The organism is Rhodoferax ferrireducens (assembly GCF_049302455.1).
Lineage (GTDB): Bacteria > Pseudomonadota > Gammaproteobacteria > Burkholderiales > Burkholderiaceae_C > Rhodoferax > Rhodoferax ferrireducens_B.
The window spans coordinates 1-19,638 of the sequence record NZ_JBAQMD010000116.1 but is presented as its reverse complement, the minus strand read 5'-3'; the positions used below and the strand labels follow the sequence as shown (position 1 = coordinate 19,638).

The window sequence follows — 19,638 nt, the reverse complement described above, 5'->3', positions numbered from 1 at the left end:
TCCTTTGGCGTCTGTAGAAAGTTAAAAGAGTGTGTGCGGGGTGTCAGGCGGCGGCCAAAGCAGCCTGTTTAAAGGCGACAGCTTCACCCATGAGCGACTGCAGCAGCGCCAGCCCCAGCGGCCAGGGACCAAAGCCTGCCTCCAGGTTGAGGTGCCCCGCGTTTTGCAGCCGTACAAATTCGCTGCCCCAGGCCCGGGCGTAAGCGCCTGCGGTGCGGACCGGGCAATAGGGGTCGTTGTTGCTGGCCACGATGATGCTGTGGTACGGCAGGGTCTGGCACGGCACTGGGGCAAAGTTAGCCAGCACACCCCGGCGCTCGGGGTCAGCCGGGGCTACCAGCAGTGCACCCTTGATGCGGGCGTTGGCCTCAGGTGGTAAGTGGACGGTGGCAATGCAGCCCAGGCTGTGCGCGGCAATCACCACCGGTTTGGTTTGATCCAGCACCGTGCGGGCAATGGACGCAACCCAGGCACTGCGCGAAGGTGCCACCCAGTCATCTTGCTGCACACGGACCGCGCCCGGTAGCTGGTCTGCCCACAGGCTCTGCCAGTGGCCAGCGGGCGAATCGCGCCAGCCAGGAATGATGATGATGCTGACCATGGTCAAGTGCTTGCGTTGCAAGCTGAAATTGAAGTTGGTCGCATTGTGGGGTGACTTGCTTAAAACACAAACTACTTGTTTTTCATTTGGTTATTTCGAAATTCGCATATAAAAGCGTCATTCATCGCGGCAGCATGGCGGCTGGTAGCCGCTTTATCCTGCCGCTCCATAAGCCAATAGGCATCGGCTGCCGCGTTCTCTTGTTCAAGCTGCGTTGACAGGGAGTGCGGGTTCTGAAAGATGGCGCATGCGATGCCGCAGCGCCCGAATGGCCAGCACATGCAGCAGCAAGGCCAGCGGCACCATGAGGCCGGGAATGTACGAAAAGGGCAGGGTTCCGATGGCCGTATTGGGCACCTCGGCGGTGATCAGATGCAGTGGCCCGGGGGCGGTGAGCACACCCCGCAGCGCCACATTGGCGAGCATGACGATCCCGAGCACATTCCACGCCAGTGCAGCCCGGTCAGAAATCTTCCTTGATGCCAACAGCCATGCCATGAGCGGTGCCGATGCGCCGATCAGAATATCGAAGTTGGCGCCATGGAACGTCATCATCTTGGGCAGTTGTCCGTCGCGCCACAGCTGGTCCAGGAAGAGTTCCACCACCAGGCGGAACGATTCCGTGCCTATCAGCAGCCAGGTCGGAAAGCTCAGTGCCACGGTCAACCCCAGGCGGGACCGGGCCATGAACATGACAAACAGCACCATGGGCGCGAGCAGGTAGAAAAGCCCCGGCGGCATCAGCGATGCGTTGCCAATCACGCCAGCGTAGCTCAGCATGCCGCCGTAGGTGATCCATGTCACCCATCCGATCAAGGCCGGTGTCTTGTAAGCGTGCGGCAGGTAACGCATCAATCCGGTGGCCACGACCACAACCATGGCGCTGGCGAAGAGCAGAAACAGTGTGTTCATGTTCATTCCCTTTCGCCTTATTGCGCCAGGGGGGTGGCCACCAGATGTGCCGCCGGCAGGCCCGAGCCCGGCGTGTGCGTGGCGAGCCATTGCGCCGAGTCCGCCGCCAAAGCCGTTTGGGCGAGACGGGGAAAATCGTTGGACTGTGCGAAGCGTGCCGGGTTCAGCGCTGGCGTCAACAGGATCTTCACCATGCTGCCCAGCGCACGCAGGCGGGCGCCCATGTTTCTTTGAGCGCAGGGCGATTGGCCGACGTAGCGGCGAACAATCGTCTCGAAGTCTTCCGGCCATTGCCCGGTGACTTCCAGCACGGCCTGCGTCGGTGCTCCCACGGCAAACGCGTTGCGCTGGTAGTCATCGAGATACCACAGCACCTGGGCAATTGTGAAGTCCGGAAAGTTCAGCGCACGCGCCACTTTGGTAAACATCCCGATTGGCGCGTTGACATACCTGACCGGCCGCCCAAGAACCTTCGCATAGGTCGCAGCAATGTCCTCGGGGGACAGCAGCACGGGGCCGGTAGGCCGGTAGGTCTTTCCGATGTGCGGGGCCGGGTGGACGAGCGCCGCCACGATCACGCGCGCGATATCCTCGTTCGAGGGTGGCGCATTCATGCCTTCTCCAAGCGGCATGGGCATCATGCCGAACTGGGCGATCGGCTCCAGGGCGGCCATGTAGTTGTCGGCGAACCAACCCGGATTCACGGTGACCACATCGACATCGGGCATCCACGACAGCATCTTGTCGGACAGCCAGGTTTCGCGCGTGTGGATGGAGGGATGGCGCGGATCGGCCGGCCATTGGCTCAGGGCCACGACGACCTCAAGCCGCTGCTCTTGCGCGGCGCTGGCAAAAAGGGCACTGGCACTCAATCCGCCCCGCAGCAGCGGCGCACAGAAATAAGCGCGTTGCACATCCCGAAGGGCCTGGCGCACATCCTCTATGTCCTGCAGATTGCCTACCCGTATCTCTGCGCCGAGCGCTTTCAAGGCGTCGCTGCGGGCATCCACGCGGCGCACCAGTGCGCGCACCGGGAAACCCTTTTCCAGCAATTGTTTTGTGGTCTGAAAGCCGGTGTTTCCGGCGGCGCTGGTGACCAGTATGCGGGGCAGTGTCATGTTTATCTCCTGGGGTTGTATGATGATCGTCATCTAATGGTGCAAAAAAAAGCAGCGAACGAATTCAGTCCAGCCAGCTGCCGTACAAATGCAAGAGCTGGGTGCGAACGGAATCGAGCAATAGCGTGCTGAACTTGGGGTCGTTGACGGCCCGCGCGACCAACACGCCTCCGGCCATGCTGGAGAGAAGCATCATGGCCTGCGAGAGCCGGCTCTTCTCACTCGCACCGGGCATGTAACGGGCCATCTGGCGCAGGTTCTGCTTGGCTGCCTGGGTAAAGGCGTCGCGCACGGAGTCCGCTTGCCCGGCAATCTCGGCTGCCAGTGCGGGGAGCACACATCCAAAGCCCGGCTCATCCCGGTGCGCAGGGCTCAGGTAATAGTCCAGCATCGCCGCCACTTCCTTGCCGGGCGCGGCCGCCTGGGCCGCCGCCATCAGTTGCTGAAAACCATGGTTCGCGGCGCAAACCGCCGCCTCTTCCACCAGTGCATCCCGGTCTTTGAAATGGGCATAGAAGCCCCCGTGTGTCAGACCCACCTGCGACATGAGATTGGAGATGCCAATGCCCTGCAGTCCCTTGCTGCGGAACTCCCGGGCGGCAATGTCCACGATTTGCTTGTGTGTTTCGGCCTTTTGGTCGGCGGGATAGCGCATTTCTGGTTGGCAGTATTTTGTATGACGGTCATCATACTACAGCCCGCCCTACCGTCAAGCGTGACCGCGTTTTCGCATCCGCCGGACAAATTGGCTTGCGCCTTGGCAATCGTTGCTTCGTCCAGGTACTTGATCAGGTCGTCCGCCACAGCCCGGGCCCGATCGTTGGTGTCGCGCGGGATGACGTGCAGGGGGCACATCAAACTTCATCTTGCGGCCCAGCTTGGCGGCGGGTTTGCGCACGTCGTCAACGGCGCCTGCAATGCCGGGCGCAGCGCATAGTCCAACGCCAGCAGGTGATTCGGGCTGCCGCCAGAGGCCAGGGGCAACACGGTTTTGCCTGCCAGCGCGTTTTGCGGCAGCAGGTCCAGATGATGTGTGACAGCGAACAGGCAACGTTTACCTATTTTTTGGTGTAAATCTGGTCGAAGGTCGCGCCGTCGGCAAAGTGGTCTTTGGCTGCTTTGGTCCAGCCGCCAAAGGCTTCGTCGATGGTGAATAGCTTGATCTTGGGCAACTGTTTCACATACTTGGCCTGGAACTTCTCGGAGATGGGGCGGTAGAAGTTCTTGTCGGCAATGTCCTGGCCTTCATCGGTGTACAGGTATTCCAGATAGGCGGTGGCCACGGTGCGGGTGCCTTTCTTGTCCACGTTTTTGTCCACCACGGTGACCGGTGGCTCGGCCAGAATGCTCAAGGATGGGTAAATGATGTCCACCTTGCCGCCAAATTCTTTTTCCAGCAGGTGGGCCTCGTTTTCCCAGCTGATGAACACGTCGCCCTGGCCACGCTGGGCAAAGGTGATGGACGAGCCGCGTGCGCCGGAGTCCAGCACCGGGACGTTCGCATACAGCTTGGCGATGAAGTTCTTGGCCTGGGCATCACCACCGTACTTGCGTTTGGCAAATTCCCAAGCAGCCAGGTAATTCCAGCGCGCACCGCCGGAGGTTTTGGGGTTGGGGGTGATCACACTCACGCCCGGTTTGATCAGATCATCCCAATCCTTGATACCTTTGGGATTGCCCTGGCGCGTGACCAGCACGATGGTGGAGGTGTAGGGAGACGAGTTGTGCGGCAGACGTTTTTGCCAGTCAGCCGGAATCCAGCCGCCGTTTTTGTGAACAGCGTCGATGTCGCCCGCCAGCGCCAGAGTGACCACGTCGGCCTCCAGGCCGTCGATCACGGCACGCGCCTGTTTGCCCGAGCCGCCGTGGGATTGTTTGATGGTTACGTCCTGACCGGTCTTGGCCTTCCAGTGTTTGGCAAAGGCAGCGTTGAACTCCACATAGAGCTCTCGGGTGGGGTCGTAAGACACGTTGAGCAGTGTGACCGGGGCGGGCTGGGCGCTGGCACCGATGGCCGAACCGGCCAGCACGGTGACTGCAGCGGCGTTGAAAACGCGGCGGGAAATGGATGACGTCTGTGTCATGGTTGAGTCCTCAAGATTCATTGCCAAAGTGCAATGGAGTGAATTCTGGGGGTCAACCGTTGAAACTGGAACTACTGATTTTTCAGTTTCTAATTACCAAATCATCTTTAGAGGGGCCGGGCACCAGGGCAGGGCGTACCAGGATGTTCAATTTCCAAAACCTCGTCCGGCCCGAGTGGCTCCAGGGTGCGCATCTGCTGCGCCAGCACGTCCAGTGTCGCCTCGGACGCATCCTGCCTCAGGGCCGTGCGCGCCAGGATGCGTTCGCGTAACTGCTCGGGCGTAGCTCGCGGCGCCAGAATGCTGAACGCCACGCCGCAGTCGCGCGCCAGCGCCCGAAACGCCTCGCGGTCGGCCCGTCGCAGGAAGGTTGCATCCACAATCACCGACCAGCCCGCGCGCAGCAAGCGGCTGGCCTGCTCGCGCAGGTGGCCATAGGTGCGGCCGTGGGCGTCGGCGGCGTAAATGCCGGCGTTCAGCGGCGCGCCGCTGCGCTCGGTGCCGGCCAGTCCGAACAGGCGCTTGCGCTCCACATCCGAGCGCAGGCGCAGCGTGCTGGCATGGGGGTCGTGCTGCAGCAATTTGTCTGATGCCACGGTTTTGCCGCAACCTGAGAGTCCGTGCGTGATCACCAGGCGGGCCACGGGCGGCGTCATCAGACGCTCTGCCAGCGCGATATAGGCCAGCGCGGCGCTGCCGTCGTCCTGGGTCTGACGCGTGCGAATGGCCGCCACCTTGGCCCGCACCAGGGCCCGGTACACGGCATAGAAGCGCAGCAGCAGGGCGGCTTCATAGTCGCCGGTGTGGCTCAAGTATGCGTCGACAAACCAGTCGGCCAGCCCGGGCTGCTGGTGCGCGAGCAGGTCAACATAGGTGAAAGCGACTTCACTGGCCACGTCAATCCAGCGCAGACTGTCGCTGAACTCAATGCCGTCAAACATCCGTACCCGCTGCTTGATCAGGACCAGGTTGGCCAGATGCAGATCGCCGTGGCATTCACGCACCCACCCGGCTTGCTTGCGCGCTTGCATCAGGGGGGTGAGTTGCGCAAATTGCGCTTCGGTCCAGGCCCGCAAGGCTGCAATCCGGCTTGGCAGGCCCTCCTGGGGCAAGCCGTCCGTCAGGGCGTCGAAATTGTCCCGCATCGGCGCGATGATTTGTGCCGGTGAGCCAAAGCTTGACTCGACCGGTGCGACCTTTGCTGCCTGGTGAAAAAGGGTCAGGGTGTCGGCCAGATCGGACAAATGCGAGGCTTGCAGTTCACCGCGGGCACAGACCCGGTCGAGCCGCCCGGCTTCATCGAAGCGGCGCATCTTGACGGCGTATTCGATCGGCGTGCCCGCGCCTCCCCACTGCGGGTCTTGGGGCGTGTTGCCAATGGCCAGCACTTCCAGGTAGAGGTCCGGCGCAAAGCGGCGGTTCAGGCGCAACTCGTTCTGACAGTAGCGCTCGCGTTGCGCCAGCGTGCTGAAGTCCAGAAAAGACAGTTTGACCGGCTTTTTGATCTTGTAGGCAAAGTCCCCCGCCAGCAGCACCCACGAGATATGGGTCTGGACCAAGTCAACCCGCTGCACCGCACCTGGATATCGCTTGGGCTCCAGCAGGGCTGCAATGAGGGGGGGTAAGTTGTCGTCCATCAGCGCGATGATGCTAGAGGCCGAGGATCAGGCCGATGACGCGGGGCAGGGCTGAGCTTGCAGCCCCCACAAACGCGGCCCCGAGGCGTCCAGATGGGTCAGATAGACCCGCAACTCAAACTCCAGCTGGTGGTAGCGCGGCTCCATGTGGCAGCACAGTTGGTAAAAGGCCTTGTCATGGGCGCGCTCCTTGAGGTGGGCCAGCTCATGCACGCTGATCATGGTCAGGAACTCGGGCGGTGCGTCCTTGAACAGGGCCGCGATGCGGATTTCGCGTTTGGCTTTGAGTTTGTTGCCCTGCACGCGCGATACCGTGGTGTGGGTGCCCAGCGCGTGCTGCACGATTTGCAATTTGCTGTCGAACGCGACCTTGGCCAAAGGTTCGGCACCGCGCAGGTAGCTTGCCTTGAGCGCCTGCACGTACTCAAACAGCGCCTTGTCGGTGCGCACGCCGTGGGCATCGGGGTACTTGTTCTGCAGCCACTGGCCCAGCCGCTGGTCAGCGATGAGTTGGGCCACCTGCGCCAGCGTGTCGGCCGGGTAGCCCTGCAGAAACTTCAGGCGCTGGGCGGGCGCATGGGATGCTATTGAATTCATAGCTACTTATGCAGTATTCGCGGGGGCTAGAGGCCGATTTTTCTTAAACTTCGTGGCGCAGCGCCGGGAACAGGATCACGTCGCGGATGCTGCTGCTGTCGGTCAGCAGCATCATCAGCCGGTCCAGGCCCACGCCACAGCCGCCGGTGGGCGGCATGCCGTATTCCAGCGCGCGAATGAAATCGTGGTCGTAGTACATGGCCTCGTCGTCGCCGTCGTCCTTGGCCGCCACCTGGGCGTGAAAGCGGGCGGCTTGCTCTTCGGCGTCGTTGAGCTCACTGAATCCGTTGCCGAACTCGCGGCCGGTGATGTAGAGCTCAAAACGCTCGGTCACGCCAGGCTTGTGGTCGCTGGCGCGGGCCAGGGGCGAGATTTCGACCGGGTGCTCGCAGATGAAGGTCGGCTGCCACAGTTGTTCTTCCACGGTTTCTTCAAAGTACAGCACCTGCAGGCTGGCCAGTGAGCGGGTGGAGAGATTGTTCTTGCCCTCGGTCAGGCCCAACTTGCGCAGTGCATTGATGAGCCAGGCGGCGTTGTCCACCTTCAGGCAGCCGTCGAGGTTCGCGCCTTCGAGCTCTTGACCGGCTTCGGTGAACTTGCAAATGGCCTCGTGAATCGTCAGGCGTTCAAACGGCTGAGTCAAATCGACCGCCCGGCCGCCATAGCTCAGCTCCAGGGTGCCGACGGCCTTTTGCGCCGCATCACGAATCAGCTTTTCGGTGAAAGTCATCAGGTCCTGGTAGTCCCAGTAGGCGGCGTAGAACTCCATCATGGTGAACTCGGGGTTGTGGCGCACCGAGATGCCTTCATTGCGAAAGCTGCGGTTGATCTCGAACACACGCTCGAAACCGCCCACGATCAGGCGCTTGAGGTAGAGCTCGGGCGCAATACGCAGGAACATTTGCTGGTCCAGCGCATTGTGGTGCGTGGTGAAAGGCTTGGCGTTGGCGCCCCCGGGAATGGGGTGCAGCATTGGCGTCTCCACCTCCAGAAAATCGTGCGCCACCATGAACTCGCGGATGCCGCTGACCGCTTTGCTGCGGGCCGTGAAGCGCGCGCGAGCGGTCTCATCCATCATCAAATCGACATAGCGCTGGCGGTATTTCGTTTCCTGGTCGTTCATGCCGTGAAACTTGTCGGGCATCGGACGCAGGCTCTTGGTCAGCAGGCGCAAGCTGCTGGCGTGAATCGAGAGCTCACCGGTTTTGGTCTTGAAAACCTTGCCCTCTGCGGCCACGATGTCGCCCAAATCCCAGTGCTTGAAGCTGGCGTACACCTCGGCCCCCACATCCTCCCCCTTGATATAGAGCTGGATGCGCCCCGTGCTGTCTTGCAGGGTGGCAAAACTGGCCTTGCCCATAACGCGCTTGAGCATCATGCGTCCAGCGACTTTGGCCGTTGCGCCTTGCTCGATCAGGCCTTCCGGTGTCTGGCCGACGTGGGCGGCAAACAGGTCAGCTGCATGGTCGCTCGGCTTGAAATCGTTGGGGAAGGCGACGCCCTTGCCCTCGGCCTGCAGTTGGCGCAAGGCTTTGAGCTTGTCACGTCGCTCCAGGATCAGTTGGTTTTCGTCGACGGGGGCTGGGGTGCTTGGGTGGTCTGACATGAGGGCGCAGTAGAAATAGTGGGGCGACAAGGCAAGAACCGTAACGGGTGTTCTTGCCAAAATAGAGGATTTTAAGTTGCTCCGCCCGCTCGCTATGATTCGGGCAGTCTATAAACTCAGTTCTTATGTTGTACCAAATTTTTTCCCTGTTGCTTGAAGTGGCCACCGGCGTGCTGGCCGGGGCCTGTTTGCTGCGGCTTTACATGCAGTACCAGCGCATTCCCATGTCAAGCCGCTCAGGCAATCCGCTGGGGCGTTTTGTCTTTGCCTTGACCGATTGGCTGGTGCTGCCTTTGCGGCGTGTGGTGCCGGCAGCGGGGCGCTGGGACCTGGCCAGCCTGGTGGCGGCCTATGGGCTGGAGCTGGTGCAATTCTTGTTGTTGTGGCTGCTCGCGGGGGCCAGTGGTGGCTTGTTTGCGGTGCCGATTCTGGCCGCGTTTGGTCTGGTGCGGCTGGCGATCTCGGGCCTGACCGGCCTGGTCATCGTGTATGCCGTCTTGTCCTGGGTGCCGACCCAGTCGGTGATATCGGATGTGATTGGGCGGCTGTGCGCCCCCCCGTTGATGCCGATCCGCCGTGTGCTGCCCCTGGTCGGCGGCATCGACTTGTCGCCACTGGTGCTGCTGTTGTTGCTGCAGATCGCCTCGATCGTGCTGGGAAACCTGCAGGCCGCCGCACTGATGGCTTTTTGAACGCAATCCATTTGGCAGCACTTTGTGCTTGCATGGTGCGCTCGCACGATCTGGGCGTGCAGCGTGTCATGTGCTTGGCAAGCCCGAATTGCGTAGCATGGTGGCCCGAGCTTTTTGTAACGACTGTGCTTGGGCGCTGCCGTTGTGGTTACTGGGGCAGTAGCGGGAGCTTGGGTGGGATGACCACCAACACATGTTCCCGGCTTTCAAAGCAAGGTTGCAAAGGGGTGTTCAAAGCGGCTGCAACCCGCTGCAAATCTTTCTTTGGCAGACCCACGTACAGCGCTGCGGCTGAGTTTGGCACCTGGGCTAAGGCATTCAGGCTGATGGCACTGACTTGGCCATGGGCGTAAAAAGTGGCTGAAAAGGGGACCTTATCAAGGTAGACCAGCTTGTCGTCAGGATTCATTTGGGTCAGGGCGTGGGCCACCAGGTATTTTTCGGTTTTCAGGCGCTGCGGCTGCAGCGCACCCACAACCATGTACAGGGTCACGCTCAGGGGAATCAGCAGGGTCAGTGTCACCGGCATGGCGAGCGCCCAGCGTGTGTTTGCAAGGGGTTGTTGCAGGGCCAGCGCCATCAGCACGCTAAAGGCTGCCAGTGCAGGCAGCACGTAAGTCCACAATATGTTTCCTGAGAGAGAAAAAAATACGGGGGTGAACAACGCCCAGGCCAGCAGATAGGCCAGGTCGGGGTCAAGCCGCTTTTTCCACAGCGCGGCACGTTGTGCGGGTTTGATCAGTTGGCGCAGCAGCATGGCCAGTGCCAGCAGGCCCCACGGAAAAGAGGCAGTCAATACATCAATCCAGATGGCGCCTTTGACGCGCTTGTGTGCCACGCCATACAAATCGCCAGCCCAACCCGGTTCAATGAAGCGCAAAAAATGTTCACCGACTAAAAAGTAGTTCAAAAAACCGGGAGTTTTAAGCTCCGCCAGCGCATACCAGGGTGCGCTCAGTAGCAGTGTCAATGCCAAACCCGTGACCCACGGCATTTTTTTGACGCTGCAACGCAGGCTGGGGTAAAACACCAGCGAAGGCAGCAGCGGCCCAGCGACGAGCACACCAATCAGCGGCCCTTTGGCCAACAGGCCCAGCGCCAGTGCGACAAAAAAACCGTAGCGCCACGGCCAGTTGGGCGACTTGGCTGCCATCGCCCAAGCCACCATGGCCCAGGTGGTCGCCAAGGCCAGAAAGGGATCGGTCAGCACTGCGCCCGAGGCAATGAACACCAGTGCGCAAGACGCGTAAATCAACAGCGACCACGTGGCCACGCGTTCACCAAAGTAGGCGCGGGCATAGACAAAGACCAAGCCCATGCTGCCCAGCGTTGCCAGCCAAGATGGCAGCCGCACGGCAAATTCTGTAATCCCCAACAGTTTGAAGGCCAGGGCTTCGGTCCAGAAAGAGAACGGGGGTTTGCCCCAAAAAGGTTGCTCAGGGGTAAACCAGGGAGTGATCCAGTCGCCTGTTACCGCCATGAGTCGGGCCATTTCTGCATAGCGGGGCTCGGATGTGCCGGTCATGGGCATGATCGCCATGCCCACCAGACGCAGGCCGAGCAAAATGCCAAGCAGCCACCACAGATTAATGCGTTTGTTCACGGGCTGCTGCTTCTTGTGCAGCGTCGGTTGGATTCAGCGCACGCGGGCTTTGCACCACGTCGCGCAACACATACAGTGGGCGCTGTTTGGCTTCCAAATAAGTTTTGCCCACGTATTCACCAACCACGCCAATGGACAGCAGTTGCACACCACCCAAAAAAGTGATGACGGCAATCAGGGATGGATAGCCGCTCACCGCGTTGCCATGCCACAAAGCATCCAACACAATTTTCAAACCAAAGGCCGCGCCCGTCAACGCTGCCAGCATCCCAAAGCTGATGGCCAAGCGCAACGGGGCCACTGAAAAAGAGGTAATGCCTTCAAAAGCCAAACCCATCAGCCCGAAAAAATTCCATTTGGTGCTGCCGGCGGCGCGCACTTCGCGGTCGTATTCGATGACATGGGTCGGAAACCCGACCCACGCAAACAGGCCTTTCATGTAGCGATTGCGCTCGGGCAGGTTGTTCAGCGCGTTGACGGCGCGCCGACTCATCAGTCGAAAATCTCCAGTGTCCTCAGGAATCGCGAAATGGCTGATGCGGTTGAGGATCCGGTAAAAAAGATGTGCGCTCAAGCGTTTGCCCCAAGACTCACCAGCCCGGGTACTGCGCTTCATGCAGACGATGTCTGAACCCGCTTGAAACGCCTCCAGCATGACGCCAATGAGTTCGGGAGGGTCCTGCAAATCGGCATCCAGAATCACCACGGCATCACCGCTGGACAGGTCCATGCCTGCACTCAAGGCCGCTTCTTTGCCAAAATTACGGCTCAGCCGCACCGCCTTGATGTGGGGGTCATGCGCGGCCAGCGCCACCAAAATATCACCGCTACCATCGCGGCTGCCGTCATCCACCAGCACCAATTCGTAGCTGATCGCCAGCGGGGTCAGCACCTGGGCGAGGCGCTCAATCAAGAGAGGCAGGACTTCGCGCTCGTTGTAAAGCGGCACCACGACCGACAGTTCAACCCGATCGTGTTGGTGGGGTTCAAAGTGTCTGGCTGAAGGTTTAGTGTGCATGTGCAAATCCTGCGATCCGGCAAGTTCGGGCCTGGCGCGGCGGTAGGCCCCAAAGGGCGGACTGTGACTGTCTTTTCCTCATGCAGCCCTAGATTTTTTAACTCACCGCATCCGCTGATTGGCGCGTCAACATGGCCAGGGTATTGGCGATGGTCTTGCGCAGTTCGCGGCGATCACAGATGAGGTCGATCGCGCCTTTGGTCTGCAGGAATTCGGCGCGTTGAAAGCCTTCGGGCAGGGTCACGCGCATGGTGGATTCAATCACCCGCGGGCCGGCAAAACCGATCAGCGCCTTCGGCTCGGCAATCACCACGTCGCCCAAAAAGGCAAAGCCGGCGCTGACACCGCCCATGGTTGGATCGGTCAGCACGCTGATGAAGGGCAGGCCTTTTTTGGCCAGTCGCGTCAGTGAAGCATTGGTTTTGGCCATTTGCATCAGGCTCAGCAGCCCTTCCTGCATGCGTGCGCCGCCGGTCGATGCGAAACAGATGAACGGCACTTTTTGCTCGATTGCGGTATGCACGCCGCGCACAAAACGCTCGCCCACCACGGAGCCCATGCTGCCGCCCATGAATTCAAATTCAAAGCAGGCCGCCACCACGCCGATGCCCAGCACCGCGCCGCCGATCACAACCAGCGCATCGGTCTCGCCGGTGTTTTCCAGCGCTTCTTTCAGCCGCTCCGGGTACTTGCGGCTGTCCTTGAACTTGAGGGCATCGACCGGCAGCACCTCCTGCCCGATTTCATAGCGACCCTCATTGTCCAGAAAGACATTGAGCCGGGTGCGCGCGCCGATCCGGTGGTGGTGGCTGCAGCTGGGGCAGACGTTCTGGTTTTGCTCCAGATCGGTTTTGTACAGCACGCTGTCGCAACTCGGGCACTTGATCCACAGGCCCGAGGGCACGCTGCGCCGGTCGGCCGGGTTGGTTTGCTGAATTTTTGGGGGAAGTAGTTTTTCGAGCCAGCTCATGGCGGTTCTCCGCTAGTCAGAGGTGAGAGAAGTCAAATCGTTTGCACAGGATTATGAATCGAGCGCGGTGCGGATTTCACGTAAGAATTTTTGCGCTACCGGGCCCACCTGGTCCCGCGGCTGTTCATCAATCAACTGGATGATTTTGCTCCCGATGACCACCGCATCGGCGACCTGCCCGATGGTGCGGGCAGCGGCGGCATCGCGAATGCCAAAGCCGACACCGACCGGCACCTGCACATGCGCCCGGATGCGCGGCAACATCGCCTCGACGGCACCGGTGTCGAGCGCACCGGACCCGGTGACGCCCTTGAGCGAGACGTAGTACACATAGCCGCTCGCCACCCGCGCGACCTGCTGCATGCGCTCGTCGGTACTGGTGGGGGCGAGCAAAAAGATCAGGTCCAGCCCCGCACTTTTGAGCTCGGCGGCAAAGCCTTCGCATTCTTCGGGCGGGTAATCGACAATCAGAACGCCGTCCACACCGGCCGCCGCAGCATCAAGCACAAAAGCGCTCTTGCCGTCCCCTCGGTCATGCTTCTGGTTGTAGCGCTCCACCGGGTTAGCGTAGCCCATCAGCACCACCGGTGTGCTCGCATCCTGGGTGCGAAAGGTACGCACCATGTCCAGCACCTGCACCATGCCAATGCCTGCGGCCAGTGCTTTGTCGCCGGCCTTTTGAATCACCGGGCCATCGGCACTGGGGTCGGAAAAGGGCACGCCCAGTTCAATCACATCGGCGCCGCCGGCTACCATGGCATGCATCAACTCGGGCGTGATGTCGGCGAACGGAAAACCGGCGGTGACATAGGGAATCAGCGCCTTGCGGCCGTGGGCTTTCAACGCTGCAAAAGTGTTGGCGATACGGCTCATTGGGCGACCTTCACAACTTGTTGGTTGGCGCTGGGCTGCGCGTTGTCTGCGCCTTTGACCGACTGGCCTTTGCAACTCGGGCGGCAATAAAAGTCGGCGTGGCTGAGGTCGGCCACGGTGCCGATGTCCTTGTCACCGCGGCCCGACAGATTGACCAGGATCGACTGGTCTGGGCGCATGGTCTTCGCCAGCTTCATGGCATAAGCCACGGCGTGGCTCGATTCGAGCGCCGGAATGATGCCTTCGGTGCGGCACAGGTAATGAAAGGCGGCCAGTGCCTCCTGGTCGGTGATACCCACATACTCGGCCCGGCCGATGTCCTTGAGGAAGGCGTGTTCCGGGCCGACGCCAGGGTAGTCCAGCCCGGCGCTGATGCTGTGGGTTTCGGTCACCTGCCCGTTGTCGTCCTGTAGCACGTAGGTGCGGTTGCCGTGCAGCACGCCCGGACTGCCACGTTGCAGAGACGCCGAGTGTTTGCCACTGTCCATGCCAAGGCCTGCCGCTTCGACGCCGATTAGACGTGTGGCTTCATGCGCAATATAGGGGTGAAAAATGCCCATGGCGTTGGAGCCACCGCCGACGCAAGCCACCACCGCATCGGGTTGCGTTGTATGGCACCCTGCGGCTTGCAGCATTTCGGGCATTTGCACCACGCATTCCTTGCCGATGACGCTCTGAAAATCGCGCACCATCATCGGGTAGGGGTGCGGCCCGGCGACCGTGCCGATGATGTAAAAAGTATTGTCCACGTTGGCAACCCAGTCGCGCATGGCCTCGTTCAAGGCATCTTTGAGGGTTCGGCTGCCGCTCTCGACCGGCACCACCGTGGCGCCCAGCAGATTCATGCGGTACACATTGGGGCTTTGCCGCTTGACGTCTTCACTGCCCATGTACACCACGCACTCCAGACCGTAGCGGGCGCAGATGGTGGCCGTGGCCACGCCGTGCTGGCCGGCGCCGGTTTCGGCAATGACGCGCGGTTTGCCCATGCGTTTGGCCAGCATGGCCTGGCCGATGGTGTTGTTGATCTTGTGGGCGCCGGTGTGGTTCAGGTCTTCGCGCTTGAGAAAAATCTGCGCGCCGCCCTGTTCCCGGCTCATGCGATCGGCATGGTAAACCGGCGAAGGACGGCCGACGAAGTGGGCCAGCTCGTAGTTGAATTCGGCGACGAAGGCCGGGTCAAACTGGTACTGGGCGTAAGCCGCCTTAAGCTCGTTGATGGCATGCGTCAGCGTTTCGGAGACAAAGCTGCCGCCGTAAATGCCGAAGTGGCCACGCGGGTCGGGTTGTTGATACTCAAACATGTTTTGACATCTCTGCAAGTTGTTGGTCGGCGGCGCGAACGGCGGCGACAAACTGGTTGATCTTTTCGGGGTCTTTGATACCCTTGTTGCCGGGGCCGGACACTTCCACCCCCGAGCTCACATCCACCGCCAGCGATTTACAGCGCGGGCGTGCCTGCAGGATGCCCGCGGTCACGTTGGCAGCGTTGAGCCCACCACTCAAGACGAGGTGAGCGTTGACGTTTGGAGGCAGCAGTGACCAATTGAATGTTTGACCGCCACCGCCGTAGCCCTCCACATGGGCATCGAGCAAAATGGCTTGGGCCTGAGAATAATCTAGAGCGAATTTTACGAGATCGAAACTACCAGCGGCGTCGCCCAGTGGAATACGTGCCGCACGCAAATAGGGGCGCGCCCCTGACTGGGACGCCAGCCAACACTGTTCAGGTGTTTCATCACCATGAAATTGGGCTGTAGCCCCCGCTACGCTTGCGTAAGCCGCTGCTATTTTTGTAGCACTCTCGTTGACAAACAACAGCACCGGTGTAACAAAAGGGGGCAGTCGGCGCGCCAGCTCGGCAGCCCGCACGGGTGACACACAGCGCGGGCTTTTGGCATAAAGCACAAAGCCGATGGCATCCGCGCCTGCGGCCACGGCGGCGTCCACATCCTGTTCGCGTGTCAGGCCGCAGATCTTGATCCGGGTCCGCTGTGCCAAGTGGTTTTTTGGTAATGGCGTCTGGCTCATGGCAATCGATCAAAGGAAGGGGTGCGATCCGGCAAACCCCAGTGTGGCGCATAGCGCGGACCCAGAAAATAGAGTCCATGCGGGGAGAAGGTTGGTGCCGCAACATCGCGGTTGCGCGCCAGCAGCACCTCTTTGAGCCACTCGGGAGGTTTTTTGCCCTGGCCCACGGCAATCAGGCAACCCATGATGTTGCGGATCATGTGATGCAAAAAGGCGTTAGCCTCAAACTCAAAACGCCAGCAGGCACCATGGCGCGAGATGTCGAGGCGCTGCAGCATTTTGACTGGCGACAGCGCCTGGCAGGCCGAGGCCCGAAACGAACTGAAGTCGTGCTCACCCAGCAAGTGGCTCGCCGCCTGCTGCATGGCTACCTGTTCCAGCGGTTTGAAAGTCCAACCGACCTGGCCCGCATCGACGCTGGGGCGCACCGGTGATTCCAGCAAAATATAGGCATAGCGGCGTGACAGCGCGCTGGCGCGGCAATGAAATTCAGGGGGCACGGGTTTTGCCCACTCGACCGCAATGTCGCGCGGCAAAAAAGCATTGGTGCCCCGCACCCAGGAATTGGGGGCGCGATCAAGTGGGGTATCAAAATGAATCACCTGCATCAGACCATGCACCCCCGCGTCTGTTCGGCCTGCGCACAGGGTAGAAACCCGGTGCGATGCCAATTTGCTCAGTGCCATTTCAAGTTGATCCTGCACGGTTTGCCTCGACAACTGGCTTTGCCAGCCTTGGTAGGCTTGCCCGTTGTAGCTGACGCCGAGTGCCAGCCTCACAGTGAGTTCATAACGCGGTTCTCGGGGAATACCTGACAGCGAAGCCGGGTCAGAGATTGCTCAGAGCGCGCTGCGCCTTGATCTTCATGTCGCCCGAGGCTTCCGAGATCACTTCTTCAATCAGCGCCCGCGCACCGTCCTCGTCACCAATTGCGCGGAATTCTTCTGCCAGGGCCAGCTTGGTGACCAGCGGGTCTTCATACCCGTGTGCGCTAGGCGTTGCGCTGGCTTCAGTTGGCGGTTCGTCCCCCAGATCAAGGGACAGTGAGCCAAGGTCAAATTCCAGCATGCCTAAATCAGGAGCGGGAGGCGCTAGCGGCGCCGAATCGGGCAAGGGCACCGGGCCGGTAAGCCCAAAACTATTGGCGGCCTGCAGTTTGAAATCGTCGCTGTTCGCAGCCGGTTGGCTCTGGTCATTGTCTGCAGTATCCAGATCGGGCAGCGAGAATTCGATGGCATCGGGGCCATCGGCTGCGTCGGCTTTTGCAGCCGTCTCGGCGGTCGCAAAAGGTGCCGTGGCTTCGGCTAGGTCAAAGTCCAGATCAAGTGCAGGGGGGGCGTCGGCCGCCTGCAGGCTGATGGTGGGTTCGGGGTAGCTTGCTTTGGTCTCGCTGATGGCACTGACGGGTTCTTCGTCAAGCGAAAAGTCGAGGTCCAGATCGAGGTCTCCCGCACCGCCAACCTGGGGAGTAATGACTGGTGCTGCCAGTGCATCCGTGTCGCTGGCAAGATCGCCGGTCTGGTCGAGGGGCATCGGACGAGATGGCGTGCCATCCAGATTATTGGGTTGGCCACCGGGTTGGTACAGCGCATTGCTCGGGTCAATGCTCAGACCCAGTTGGCAAACGCGCTCCCAGTCCGATCCCTCGCCCTTGGTTATCTGGAAGGTCTGGGTGGCCATCTTTTCAAAGTTGTTGGAGTCACGCCGCTTGGCGAAAATTTCAAGCAACTTCTGATGGATCGCGAGACGTCCGGGGTTGCTGACCAAGGCGTCCTTCAGGATTTCCTCTGCCTGCAAATCACGCCCGTAGGCGAGGTAGACATCGGCTTCAGCGACGGGGTCAACATCGTCCACCGCATCAAGCTGGCTGGGCGAGTAGACCATGGACGAGCCAGTGGCCGCATTGTCGCTGGTGTCGACATTTTCACCACCACTGGCACCAAAAAATGAGTCGGGCTGTAAACGACTGTCCAGAAATGAACTGTCGCCCGAGGCGACTTTCTTGTGCTGCCTTCTGCGGTAGAGCCCAAAGGCGACTAACAGGGCGATCAAGCCGAGGGCGCCGGACAGGGCCAAGGGACTATCGCTCAGATCATCAAGCGGGCCCGGTTCGGGCACAGAAGCGGGAGTGATCGCAGGCGCTTTTTGGGTTACCGAAGCGGCCGGCGTTGGGGCGGAGGCTGCTGCGGGCACCGCTTGTACCGATGCGATACCGGCGGCGTTTGACGCAGCGTCTGGCGCAGCGGATGCCGACAGAGCGGGTGCCACGACGCTCGAAGCGGCCCCCAACTTACCCAGATCACTGATGTTCTTGGCGATTTCAGTCGCCCGGTCGGCAGCCTCCTTGACATTGCGCTCTTTGGCCAGCTGAGCTTCAGCTGACGTTCCCTGAACAGCCCCTTTTGACAACGTCAATTTATCAGGTACTGCGGTGAGGGGTTTTTTGTCCTCAACTTGGGCTTGCACCGTGCCGCTCGCTGTGCGGTCTGCACTTGCGACCTGGGCGCTGGGCGCAGCGCCTGCCAGCTTTCTGCGGAAGTCGTTGAAGTCCTTGCTTTGGGCAATGATGATCTGGCGAGCGTCTGCGGCCGGCGTGGCTTCTGCTTGCGCCGCGGTGGGGATGTTCACGACTGACCCAGCCTTGACTCGGTTGACGTTGTCGCCGATGAAGGCAGCCGGGTTGGCGCGCAGCAAGGCCACCAGCATCTGGTCCAGGGAGACGTTAGCTGGTTTTGTCGCCGTCGCTATTTTGCCGGCCGTGTCGCCGGGATTGACGGTTACTGAGCGGGCTTCGGTGTCCTGGGTTTTGACGACAGCAGGGCGTGCGATCGGCTTGACTGGGCTTTGACCAGGCTCAACAGCAGGCCCCGCGATCGGTCTCGAAGATGCAGGCGCAGCTGAAGTGGTCCGGCTGGCCGACGACGGGGCTGGAATTTGCGCCGGGACTTGAGCTGGGGTTGGTGCAGTGGCTGGCGCTTTGCGCAGACTGGGGGGATCAAACAAGAGGGTGTAGTCACGCACGATGCGACCGGTCGCCCAGTTGGCTACAAGAATCATGTCAACGAACGGATCGTTGATGGCACGGTCGCTGCTCAAACGAAGGTAGGCACGCCCGTCAGCACGTCTTTGAAGCGTGACCTGCATGGCCGCCATGGCAGGGTTGTACTCCAGTCCGGCCGCCCGAAAGGACTCCGGCAATGCAATAGATGGCTTGAGCGATGCTGCCTCTTCTGCATTGATTTCCGGAACTTCAATTTCCGCACGCAAAGGCTCACCAAGCGCTGATTGGACGGAGATTCGACCCAGTGAAAGTGCCGTCGCATTCGATCCCCAGAGGCTGAAAAGCGCAGTAGCCGCAATTGCCATGGCAGTTTTTTGCCAACGATGAGACTTAGAAATCAATTTGTGGACTCCGGTGTTCGGGCGGCTGGGAAATTTGTCGTCATGATGTGAACAAATGCAGTGGTACTGAAAACGTGAAAAGCACCATAGCATCAATGCCCTGACCTGACAAGCCAAGCTAGCTCTTAACTTTGAATCATTGGCAGGCAAAGCAAACACATGTTGATTCTATGTTGTCGAGCGACAACGACCTGCTTTTTGTGCCGCTAGGGCAAACCCTTGGACGGCATTCAATCAGTGCTTAGGCGGCCAGCAAAATACGCAGCATGCGGCGCAGGGGCTCTGCGGCGCCCCATAGCAACTGGTCACCAATGGTGAACGCTCCCACATATTGCGGACCCATGGCGAGTTTGCGGATGCGCCCCACCGGAATGCCCAGCGTGCCGGTGACGGCCACCGGTGTCAGGTGTTGCACACTTGCCTCGCGCGTGTTGGGCACGACCTTGACCCAGGCGTTATCGGCCGCAATCAAGGCTTCAATATCGGCGCTGGGC

At 60.5% G+C, this 19,638-nt stretch carries 18 protein-coding genes and 1 pseudogene; 1 reads left to right on the top strand and 18 read right to left on the bottom strand.

The window, feature by feature from the left end; all coding sequences use genetic code 11:
• Window positions 1-43: 43 nt before the first annotated feature.
• The 9 genes and pseudogenes from WA157_RS19200 to lysS form a co-directional block, all read right to left on the bottom strand.
• A complete protein-coding gene (locus WA157_RS19200; protein ID WP_422622509.1) occupies window positions 44-601 on the bottom strand; it encodes an RBBP9/YdeN family alpha/beta hydrolase in 558 nt (185 codons plus the stop codon).
• Window positions 602-805: 204 nt separating this feature from the next.
• Window positions 806-1,513 (bottom strand): hypothetical protein, encoded by a 708-nt coding sequence (locus WA157_RS19195; protein ID WP_422622508.1) that lies wholly within the window; start codon window positions 1,511-1,513, stop codon window positions 806-808.
• 17 nt (window positions 1,514-1,530) lie between these two features.
• On the bottom strand, window positions 1,531-2,631 hold the full coding sequence (locus WA157_RS19190; protein ID WP_422622507.1) for an NmrA family NAD(P)-binding protein: 1,101 nt from the start codon (window positions 2,629-2,631) through the stop codon (window positions 1,531-1,533).
• 64 nt (window positions 2,632-2,695) lie between these two features.
• A complete protein-coding gene (locus WA157_RS19185; RefSeq protein WP_422622506.1) occupies window positions 2,696-3,286 on the bottom strand; it encodes a TetR/AcrR family transcriptional regulator in 591 nt (196 codons plus the stop codon).
• A 254-nt stretch (window positions 3,287-3,540) separates the two neighbouring features.
• Window positions 3,541-3,657: pseudogene (locus WA157_RS19180) on the bottom strand (FMN reductase (NADPH)); the annotation flags it as partial.
• A 32-nt stretch (window positions 3,658-3,689) separates the two neighbouring features.
• Window positions 3,690-4,715 (bottom strand): sulfate ABC transporter substrate-binding protein, encoded by a 1,026-nt coding sequence (locus WA157_RS19175; protein WP_422622505.1) that lies wholly within the window; start codon window positions 4,713-4,715, stop codon window positions 3,690-3,692.
• 107 nt (window positions 4,716-4,822) lie between these two features.
• The gene (locus WA157_RS19170) at window positions 4,823-6,352 is read right to left on the bottom strand and encodes an AAA family ATPase (protein WP_422622504.1); all 1,530 of its coding nucleotides are present in this window, start codon (window positions 6,350-6,352) and stop codon (window positions 4,823-4,825) included.
• Window positions 6,353-6,379: 27 nt separating this feature from the next.
• On the bottom strand, window positions 6,380-6,949 hold the full coding sequence (locus WA157_RS19165) for a YgjP-like metallopeptidase domain-containing protein (protein ID WP_422622503.1): 570 nt from the start codon (window positions 6,947-6,949) through the stop codon (window positions 6,380-6,382).
• A gap of 43 nt (window positions 6,950-6,992) precedes the next feature.
• Window positions 6,993-8,555 (bottom strand): lysine--tRNA ligase, encoded by a 1,563-nt coding sequence (lysS, locus tag WA157_RS19160; RefSeq protein ID WP_422622502.1) that lies wholly within the window; start codon window positions 8,553-8,555, stop codon window positions 6,993-6,995.
• 125 nt (window positions 8,556-8,680) lie between these two features.
• On the opposite strand from lysS, the gene WA157_RS19155 reads away from it, so the two are divergent.
• A complete protein-coding gene (locus WA157_RS19155; protein ID WP_422622501.1) occupies window positions 8,681-9,247 on the top strand; it encodes a YggT family protein in 567 nt (188 codons plus the stop codon).
• 148 nt (window positions 9,248-9,395) lie between these two features.
• Here the strand turns inward: WA157_RS19155 and WA157_RS19150 are convergent, their stop codons facing one another.
• From WA157_RS19150 to WA157_RS19110, 9 genes are all read right to left on the bottom strand, one after another.
• Window positions 9,396-10,850 carry an ArnT family glycosyltransferase gene (locus tag WA157_RS19150; protein WP_422622500.1) on the bottom strand — a complete coding sequence of 485 codons (1,455 nt, stop codon included), beginning with the start codon at window positions 10,848-10,850 and terminating at the stop codon, window positions 9,396-9,398.
• Window positions 10,834-11,868: a glycosyltransferase family 2 protein gene (locus tag WA157_RS19145; RefSeq protein WP_422622499.1), complete on the bottom strand. Its 1,035-nt coding sequence runs from the start codon at window positions 11,866-11,868 to the stop codon at window positions 10,834-10,836. The genes WA157_RS19150 and WA157_RS19145 overlap by 17 nt, the downstream gene beginning before the upstream one ends.
• Window positions 11,869-11,965: 97 nt before the next feature.
• The gene (accD, locus tag WA157_RS19140; protein ID WP_422622498.1) at window positions 11,966-12,838 is read right to left on the bottom strand and encodes an acetyl-CoA carboxylase, carboxyltransferase subunit beta; all 873 of its coding nucleotides are present in this window, start codon (window positions 12,836-12,838) and stop codon (window positions 11,966-11,968) included.
• Window positions 12,839-12,889: 51 nt separating this feature from the next.
• Entirely contained in the window at window positions 12,890-13,711 is an 822-nt protein-coding gene (gene trpA, locus WA157_RS19135) for a tryptophan synthase subunit alpha (RefSeq protein ID WP_422622497.1), read from the bottom strand.
• Window positions 13,708-15,015: a tryptophan synthase subunit beta gene (gene trpB, locus WA157_RS19130; RefSeq protein WP_422622496.1), complete on the bottom strand. Its 1,308-nt coding sequence runs from the start codon at window positions 15,013-15,015 to the stop codon at window positions 13,708-13,710. Before trpB ends, trpA begins: the two co-directional genes overlap by 4 nt.
• Complete coding sequence (locus WA157_RS19125) at window positions 15,008-15,742, bottom strand: phosphoribosylanthranilate isomerase (RefSeq protein ID WP_422622495.1); 735 nt, start codon at window positions 15,740-15,742, stop codon at window positions 15,008-15,010. Before WA157_RS19125 ends, trpB begins: the two co-directional genes overlap by 8 nt.
• A complete protein-coding gene (truA, locus tag WA157_RS19120; protein ID WP_422622494.1) occupies window positions 15,739-16,521 on the bottom strand; it encodes a tRNA pseudouridine(38-40) synthase TruA in 783 nt (260 codons plus the stop codon). Before truA ends, WA157_RS19125 begins: the two co-directional genes overlap by 4 nt.
• Window positions 16,522-16,570: 49 nt before the next feature.
• Window positions 16,571-19,009, bottom strand: a complete 2,439-nt coding sequence (locus tag WA157_RS19115) for a FimV/HubP family polar landmark protein (protein WP_422622493.1) — start codon at window positions 19,007-19,009, stop codon at window positions 16,571-16,573.
• Between the two features lie 376 nt (window positions 19,010-19,385).
• On the bottom strand, window positions 19,386-19,638 hold a 253-nt coding region (locus tag WA157_RS19110), incomplete at its 5' end, for an Asd/ArgC dimerization domain-containing protein (RefSeq protein ID WP_422622492.1).

Coding starts and splice junctions, on each gene's coding strand:
- WA157_RS19200 (WP_422622509.1), bottom strand. CDS start 601: ATGGTCAGCATCATCATCATTCCTGGCTGGCGCGATTCGCCCGCTGGC.
- WA157_RS19195 (WP_422622508.1), bottom strand. CDS start 1,513: ATGAACACACTGTTTCTGCTCTTCGCCAGCGCCATGGTTGTGGTCGTG.
- WA157_RS19190 (WP_422622507.1), bottom strand. CDS start 2,631: ATGACACTGCCCCGCATACTGGTCACCAGCGCCGCCGGAAACACCGGC.
- WA157_RS19185 (WP_422622506.1), bottom strand. CDS start 3,286: ATGCGCTATCCCGCCGACCAAAAGGCCGAAACACACAAGCAAATCGTG.
- WA157_RS19175 (WP_422622505.1), bottom strand. CDS start 4,715: ATGACACAGACGTCATCCATTTCCCGCCGCGTTTTCAACGCCGCTGCA.
- WA157_RS19170 (WP_422622504.1), bottom strand. CDS start 6,352: ATGGACGACAACTTACCCCCCCTCATTGCAGCCCTGCTGGAGCCCAAG.
- WA157_RS19165 (WP_422622503.1), bottom strand. CDS start 6,949: ATGAATTCAATAGCATCCCATGCGCCCGCCCAGCGCCTGAAGTTTCTG.
- lysS (WP_422622502.1), bottom strand. CDS start 8,555: ATGTCAGACCACCCAAGCACCCCAGCCCCCGTCGACGAAAACCAACTG.
- WA157_RS19155 (WP_422622501.1), top strand. CDS start 8,681: ATGTTGTACCAAATTTTTTCCCTGTTGCTTGAAGTGGCCACCGGCGTG.
- WA157_RS19145 (WP_422622499.1), bottom strand. CDS start 11,868: ATGCACACTAAACCTTCAGCCAGACACTTTGAACCCCACCAACACGAT.
- accD (WP_422622498.1), bottom strand. CDS start 12,838: ATGAGCTGGCTCGAAAAACTACTTCCCCCAAAAATTCAGCAAACCAAC.
- trpA (WP_422622497.1), bottom strand. CDS start 13,711: ATGAGCCGTATCGCCAACACTTTTGCAGCGTTGAAAGCCCACGGCCGC.
- trpB (WP_422622496.1), bottom strand. CDS start 15,015: ATGTTTGAGTATCAACAACCCGACCCGCGTGGCCACTTCGGCATTTAC.
- WA157_RS19125 (WP_422622495.1), bottom strand. CDS start 15,742: ATGAGCCAGACGCCATTACCAAAAAACCACTTGGCACAGCGGACCCGG.